At 64.0% G+C, this 6,758-nt stretch carries 8 protein-coding genes; 6 read left to right on the plus strand and 2 right to left on the minus strand.

Going from position 1 to position 6,758, the window contains the following annotated elements:
* From ACRC1E_RS08570 to ACRC1E_RS08585, 4 genes are all read left to right on the plus strand, one after another.
* Positions 1-518: ChuX/HutX family heme-like substrate-binding protein (locus ACRC1E_RS08570; protein ID WP_438514681.1), on the plus strand; the 518-nt coding region annotated here is incomplete at its 5' end.
* A complete protein-coding gene (locus ACRC1E_RS08575) occupies positions 511-1,305 on the plus strand; it encodes a heme/hemin ABC transporter substrate-binding protein (protein ID WP_438514682.1) in 795 nt (264 codons plus the stop codon). The genes ACRC1E_RS08570 and ACRC1E_RS08575, both read left to right, overlap by 8 nt.
* A 1-nt stretch (position 1,306) precedes the next feature.
* On the plus strand, positions 1,307-2,299 hold the full coding sequence (locus ACRC1E_RS08580; RefSeq protein WP_438514683.1) for a FecCD family ABC transporter permease: 993 nt from the start codon (positions 1,307-1,309) through the stop codon (positions 2,297-2,299).
* Complete coding sequence (locus tag ACRC1E_RS08585; RefSeq protein ID WP_438514684.1) at positions 2,292-3,080, plus strand: ABC transporter ATP-binding protein; 789 nt, start codon at positions 2,292-2,294, stop codon at positions 3,078-3,080. Before ACRC1E_RS08580 ends, ACRC1E_RS08585 begins: the two co-directional genes overlap by 8 nt.
* 129 nt (positions 3,081-3,209) lie before the next feature.
* Here the strand turns inward: ACRC1E_RS08585 and ACRC1E_RS08590 are convergent, their stop codons facing one another.
* A complete protein-coding gene (locus ACRC1E_RS08590; protein ID WP_438514685.1) occupies positions 3,210-4,361 on the minus strand; it encodes a glycerophosphodiester phosphodiesterase in 1,152 nt (383 codons plus the stop codon).
* 432 nt (positions 4,362-4,793) lie between these two features.
* On the opposite strand from ACRC1E_RS08590, the gene ACRC1E_RS08595 reads away from it, so the two are divergent.
* Positions 4,794-5,093 carry a SelT/SelW/SelH family protein gene (locus ACRC1E_RS08595; protein ID WP_438514686.1) on the plus strand — a complete coding sequence of 100 codons (300 nt, stop codon included), beginning with the start codon at positions 4,794-4,796 and terminating at the stop codon, positions 5,091-5,093.
* Between the two features lie 4 nt (positions 5,094-5,097).
* On the plus strand, positions 5,098-6,192 hold the full coding sequence (dinB, locus tag ACRC1E_RS08600; protein WP_438514687.1) for a DNA polymerase IV: 1,095 nt from the start codon (positions 5,098-5,100) through the stop codon (positions 6,190-6,192).
* 3 nt (positions 6,193-6,195) lie between these two features.
* Here the strand turns inward: dinB and ACRC1E_RS08605 are convergent.
* Positions 6,196-6,758: glutathione S-transferase family protein (locus ACRC1E_RS08605; protein ID WP_438514688.1), on the minus strand; the 563-nt coding region annotated here is incomplete at its 5' end.

Below are 6,758 nucleotides of genomic sequence, written 5' to 3' on the forward strand. Positions count from 1 at the left end.
GCGCAGACGAAGGAATAGACCTTGCCGCATTTCACCGGGACTGGCTGGCGCTGGCCGACGTGCACGGCTTTCACTCGCTGCTGCGCCGTTATGGGCTGTCGCGCCAGCAGGCTTTCCGGCTGGCGCCCGCAGGACAGGCATGGCGGGTTCGGGCCGATGCGGTGGAAACCCTGCTGCGCCGGGTCGCCCTGACCCGGGTGCCGATGATGGCCTTCGCCGGCAACAGCGGCGTGATCCAGATCCATACCGGGCTCATAGACCGGGTCGAGGTCGTCGGCGACTGGCTTAATGTGCTGGACCCTGCTTTCAGCCTGCACTTGAGCATGGCGAAGATCGCCGGGGCATGGGTGACACACAAGCCCGGCGAATGCGGCGGCGTCACCTCGCTCGAGTTGTTCGACGATGCCGGCAGCTCGGTTCTGACCCTGTTTGGTGAACGCAAAGGCGGTCAGGCCGAGCGCGTCGAATGGCGCAAGCTATTGAGCGAACTGCTGCCGCTGGAGGGTGAAGATGCATAAACGAATGTTGCCTGTACTCGCGCTGGCCGCCTTGCCATTGAGCGCACCGCTGTTTGCCAGCGAGCGGGTGGTGGTAGTCACCAGCGATGTGGCCGAGATCGTGGTGGCGCTGGACGCATCAGACAAGGTGATCGGCCGCGACCGCTCAAGCCGGATGCCCGAGCTTGCCCACGCCGGTGAAGTCGGCTTCGTGCGCGCCCTGTCGGCCGAGACCATTGCCCGCACCCGCCCGACGCTGGTGCTGGGCAGCGCGGCCGCGCAGCCACCAGGAATATGGCAGCAGCTGCGCTCCTTAGGCCTGCGCGCCGAAGAGGTGTCACTGGCCGAGGACGGCAGCGACTTTGCCGCCGCCATACGCCGGGTCGGCACCTTGCTGGGTAAACCGGCGGCAGCCGATACGCTGGCCCGCAACTGGCAGGCCAAAATGGCGCCACAGCCGGCGAACGGGCGCCGTTACCTTATCAGCTACGACGGCAGCATGGTCGCCGGCAGCGGCACGCCGGCGGACACCCTGATCCGCGCCGCCGGCGGCATCAATGCCGCGGCACAGATCAAAGGCTACAAGACCCTGTCGCGCGAGGCATGGCGCACGCTGGCACCGGATGTGATCGTACTGGCGGCACACAACGCACCGGTACACGGCGGCGCGGCCGCCTTTACACGCCGCCCCGAAGTCGCCGCCACCCCAGCCGGCAAGGCCGGCAAAGTGATCGAGCTCAGCGCTCGCGATGCCATGATGGTCACGCTGGACAGCCCGGCGGTTGCCCTGAAACTGCGGAGACTGTGAGATGGCACGATCCGAGACCGCCATCAGTCCATGGGCCATGACGCCGATGCGCCGCCTGGTCGCCTCCCTGATGGCAGCGACACTATTACTGCCGCTGCTCTCGCTCGCCAGTCAGGGCGATGCGCTGGCCTGGCCCGACCTGTCCGACCCGCTGATACAGGCACTTAGGCTGCCGCGCATCGCAAGTGCCCTGCTGGTCGGTGCCGCACTGGCCGCCAGCGGTGCCGCATTGCAGGCCTTGTTCCGCAACCCGCTGGCCGACCCCGGCCTGATCGGCACCTCGAGTGGCGCCGCATTGGCGGTCGTTGCGGTACTGGCACTGGGCTGGAATGTCCTGCCCTTGCCGCTGGCGGCCTTTGCCGGCGGGCTGGGGGCGACCTGGCTGATCCTGATACTGACACGGCTGGTACGCGGCGGGCTGGCGGGCTTGCTCTTGATGGGGCTGGTGGTCGGCGCATTCTGCGGGGCACTGATCAGCCTGATCCTGTTTATGTCCGATGACCTGACGCTGCGCGCCGCCAGCGCCTGGCTCGCCGGCAACCTTGCCGCCGCGACACCCGAGCGGCTGGGGGCCTGTGTGGTGGTGGCGCTGGCCGGTATCGCACTGCTGCTGTGGATCGCACGTGATCTGGACTGCCTGCTGCTGGGAGAAGATGCCGCACGCTCGCTGGGCGTCGACGTGGTGCGTACCCGGCGCCTGGCCGCCGTCGGCGCCGCGCTGGCCACCGGCGGAGCCGTGGCCTTGTCCGGCGTCATCGGCTTTGTCGGCATGATGGTGCCCAATCTGCTTGCCGTACTGGTCGGCGGCTGCCGGCGCCGCCTGATCGTGCTTTCCGCCTGGGGTGGAGCGCTATTTTTGCTGGCGGCCGATACGCTGGCACGGACCGTGGTGTGGCCGATAGACGTGCCGGTCGGCCTGATCGCCGCCTTCACCGGCCCGCCTTTTTTCGTCTGGCTGTTTGCGCGCCAGCAAAGGAATCTGCTGAATGGCTGACATGGTGTTCGAACTGGATAATGTGCATCTGATGCGCGGCACGCAGTGCATTATCGACGATCTGTCCTTGCGCATTCCCGCAGGACAGGTGTGTGCCCTGCTGGGCCCCAACGGGGCAGGCAAAACCACGCTGCTGCGGCTGATGGCAGGGCTGGCGATGCCAAGCTCAGGCCAGATCCGGCTAGCCGGCGACGATGTGCATGCGCTTGCTGCTGCCGAACGGGCCAAGCGCATCGCCTATGTGCCGCAACATATACCGGCCGGCTTGCCGCTGACGGTCGCCGAATTCGTGATGCTGGGGCGGATACCGCATCTGGGCGCATTTACCCGGCCGCGCGCGGCCGATCGCAGCGTGCTTGACGAGGTGCTGGCACGCTGCGAGCTGGAAGCGCTGAGCGCAAAACGGCTGGATACGCTCTCCGGCGGCGAACGGCAGCGGGCAGCGATTGCCCGTGCGCTGGCACAGCAAGCACCGGTGCTTTTGCTGGACGAACCGACCAATCATCTGGATCTGCGCCAGCAGTACAGGCTGCAGCGCTTGCTGCAGTCGCTGGCGGATGCCGGTCAAACGGTGATTGAGGTTTTGCATGACCTGACACTGGCCGCCAACCACGCAAGCTGGCTGGCCTTGCTGGATACTGGACGGCTGGTCGGCCAGGGGTGCCCCGATCAGGTACTGGAACCGGCCTCGCTATCGCGGGTCTACCGCTGGCCGCTGGCGGTCAGCCGGCAAGAAGCAGGCTGGCAGCTATCCAGCGCCGCCGTGCCGCTGAGCGCCTGAATACGCCAAACACGCGGGCTTTGCTAGCCAGGGATAGCCTCTGGGCTGAGCACAATGTGGACATCAAGCAGGGCTGGGCATGGCAAAAACCTGCGTCGCCCTGCGACGCAGGTAATGCGTGGCAATGCTTTACTTCAACGCACGCGCCTTGACTGCCGTGTCGGCAAAATCACTGAAGACCCCGTCCACCCCCAGCGCATAGTAGGCCTTGTACTCTTCAAGCGGGTCGCCCATGAAATTGGCGGCCAGATACTTGGCCTCATTACGGAAGGTATAGGCATGCACCAAAAGGCCGGCCTTGTGCGCATCGCGCACCAGCGAGCTTGGCGTCAGCAGGGTGCGGTCCTGCATGTCTACCGTTTTGTCGCCATTCACATCGGCTGCGGTGCCGGTCTTTTTATCCGCCATCCCTTCGCTGGCCAGCAGATACGGTTTCCACGGACCGATGCCGTCGGCGAACTTGCGGATCTCGCGCAATGCCGCCGGCGAAGTCAGATCGGCATAGCTGCGCTTGTCACCCGCCAGTACAAAATCATAGGGCTGGCCGGCATCAAGTTTGCCATCCACCGTCACATCATTGGCATCCATCAGAAACACCAGCTTGACCGGTGTCAGCTTGCGCAAGGCTTTCAGGTTGGCCGTCTCGAAGGACTGGATAAACACCGGTGCATTCTTGCGGTTAAGCCCGTACTGTGCCAGCGCTTTTAGCAGCGGTTTTTCCAGCGCCAGATTCTGCTGGGCATGCCAGCTCGGGTGCTTGGTTTCCGGATAGATGCCGATCTCGCGCCCGGCCTGCTTGCTCAGTTTGGCGCGCAAGGCCAGTATCTCGTCGAAGGTCGGAATCTGGAACTGGCCGTTGAACTGCTGCGGCCGGTCGGCTCGCGATTGCAGGGCACGCAGGGTCTTGATCTCGGCCAGGGTAAAGTCGGATGCAAACCAGCCTTCTTCTTCGACACCATCGACCTGCACCTTTTTCTTGCGCTCGGCAAACTCGGGGCGGCTAGCCACATCGGTGCTGTCCTTGAGATTGGGCTCGTGGCGCGCAATCAGCACGCCATCACGGGTCGACACCAGATCCGGCTCGAAATAGTCGGCGCCCAGCTCGACTGCACGCGCATACGCCTCCAGCGTGTGTTCCGGCAGATAGCCGGATGCACCGCGGTGGGCAATCACCAGCGGCGCCTTGCCGCTCAGCGTAGGGTAGTCTGGTGCTTTCGCGGCCTGTGCAGGCACGGTCAGCATGGTGGCCATCAGGCCGGACAACAGGGCAGGAAGTTTCAAGGCGCACACTCCATCAAGGTTTGGGTATGCGCGAATTATCTGCATGGAATGTTACATTCATGTGATGGAAAAATGACGATTTGGTACATCCAGCCCGGCTGGCAAGCGGCACTTTCCCATGCCACGCCGGCGATTCCGCGCTATTTAGCCGGGCACGTTGCAAGGAAGTAACATCCCGCAGTGCAGCATCGTCCGACAACATACAAAAACATTTACCAAGACCCAAATGACATGCAGACTGCAAAGCGTCGGCAGCCTAGCCAGCCCGACCGCGTCGCCCGGTGTGTCGTCTTTACCCTTCGCCAGGATCTACCTGAAGAATAAAGTCGATGGAGGGGCGCCTGCCACGCAGGATGCAAGAAATCAGTCAGGGAAGGACAACCCCGGGCGACGCGCAATCGGCTACCATCGTGGTTTTTCCTGCCTTTCGCCATGATGAACCCTGCACCTGCCCTCCCCCGCCTTGCCATCCACTACTGTACCGGTTGCCGCTGGCTGATGCGTGCCGCCTGGATGGCACAAGAACTGCTGACAACCTTTGAAAAAGAGCTGGGCGAAGTGGCACTGGTGCCCGGCCACGGCGGTGTGTTCCGCATCCTGTGTGATGATGAGCTGCTGTGGGATCGCAAAATCGACGGTGGTTTTCCCGACATCAAGGCACTCAAGCAGCGCGTACGCGACCGGATCGCGCCCGGCAAGGCGCTGGGGCATAGCGAAACCGCCGCGCATTAACATCATGACGGCGCCGCAGCGCAAGATCATCCATGTCGACTGTGATGCGTTTTATGCCGCAGTCGAGATGCGCGACCACCCCGAATGGCGCGCATTGCCGCTGGCGATCGGCGGCAGGCCGGAAACCCGCGGTGTGGTCGCCACCTGCAATTATGCCGCGCGCCGCTTCGGCATCCACTCGGCCATGTCGTCGGCGCGTGCGCTCAGGCTATGCCCCGAACTGACCATCGTGCCGCCGGACATGGCGCGCTACCGCGAAGCCAGTGCCCGCATCCTCGCCATCTACCACGACTACACGGCGCTAGTCGAACCGCTATCGCTGGATGAAGCTTACCTCGATGTCAGTGGCCAGCCCCATTGCCGGGGCAGCGCCAGCCTGATGGCCGAGGCGATACGCAGCCGCATCCGCAACGAAATCGGCATCACCGCCTCTGCCGGCATCGCGCCCAATAAATTTCTGGCCAAAGTCGCCAGCGACTGGAACAAGCCGGACGGCCAGCATCTGATCCGCCCGCAAGATGCCGCAGCCTTTATCGCCGCCTTGCAGGTCAAGCGTTTTTACGGTGTCGGCAAGGTGACCGCAGCACGCCTGATGGCGCTGGGAGTAGAGGATGGCGCCGGACTCGCCACGCTGGAGCTATCCGTGCTGCTGCGCGAGTTCGGCCGCTTCGGCCAGCGCCTGCATGAGCTGGCACTCGGCATAGACGCGCGCCCGGTCAATCCGGAAAGGGTCAGGAAATCGCTCAGTGTGGAAGAAACCTTTGTACGCGACCTGCCCGATCTGGCGGCCTGCCGGCGCGAACTGCCCGCACTGCTGGCCCGCCTCAGCCTGCGCCTGAGCCGCGCAGGCGCTCCGGCTTTTCGCGGCCTGCAGCTCAAGATCAAGTTTGCCGATTTCAGCCAGACCACGATAGAACAAGGCGCAGAAGAACTGACACTGGCGGCCTTCGGCCAGCTACTGGAGACCGGCTATGCGCGCGGCCTGCGTCCGGTGCGGCTTCTGGGGGTGGGGGTCAAACTGGCGGCTATGGAAGAAAGCGGAAGACAGATGGAACTGTTCGAGACGGCGCAGCCCGGCACAAAACCGGGCAGCACCTGATGCTTACTGGCCGGCCTTGCGCTTGGCCATGAAGGCGACGGCAGCAGCATCGCGCCCCGCCCAGCTCAGTGCCACGCTTGGGCGCTGGCCCAGGCGTTCTAGATAGCCGCTCTCCCCCAGCAAAGGGGCCAGCAGGTCTTCACCCAGTGCCGCACGCGTCACCTGTGACAAGACCGGGAAAAAACTCGCGGCGGCGATATCGGCATAGCTGAAATCCCCCCCCGCCAGCCATGGCGAAAACCGGGTCAGACGGGACAAGGCCGCCACACCGCGACGGATATCGGCAGCCGCCTGCTCGCGTACTTCATCGCTCAAGGCGGCACCAAACACCACATGGCGCGTCAGCGGCGTACACGGCGTAGCCAGATACAGCTCAGTCATCTGCATGATTTCACGGGCACGGCTGCGATCATTGGGCGATGGCGGCAACAGGGCCGCCGTCGGATAAGCATCTTCCAGCCACTCGAGGATGGCCGTCGACTCGGCCAGAGGAAAACCGTTGATCTCGACGTACGGAATCTTGCCCATCGGGCTCTTGGACAAAAACACCTCGTCCTGCGAAGGTG

The sequence above is a fragment of the Craterilacuibacter sp. genome (assembly GCF_051659485.1).
Lineage (GTDB): Bacteria > Pseudomonadota > Gammaproteobacteria > Burkholderiales > Chromobacteriaceae > Craterilacuibacter.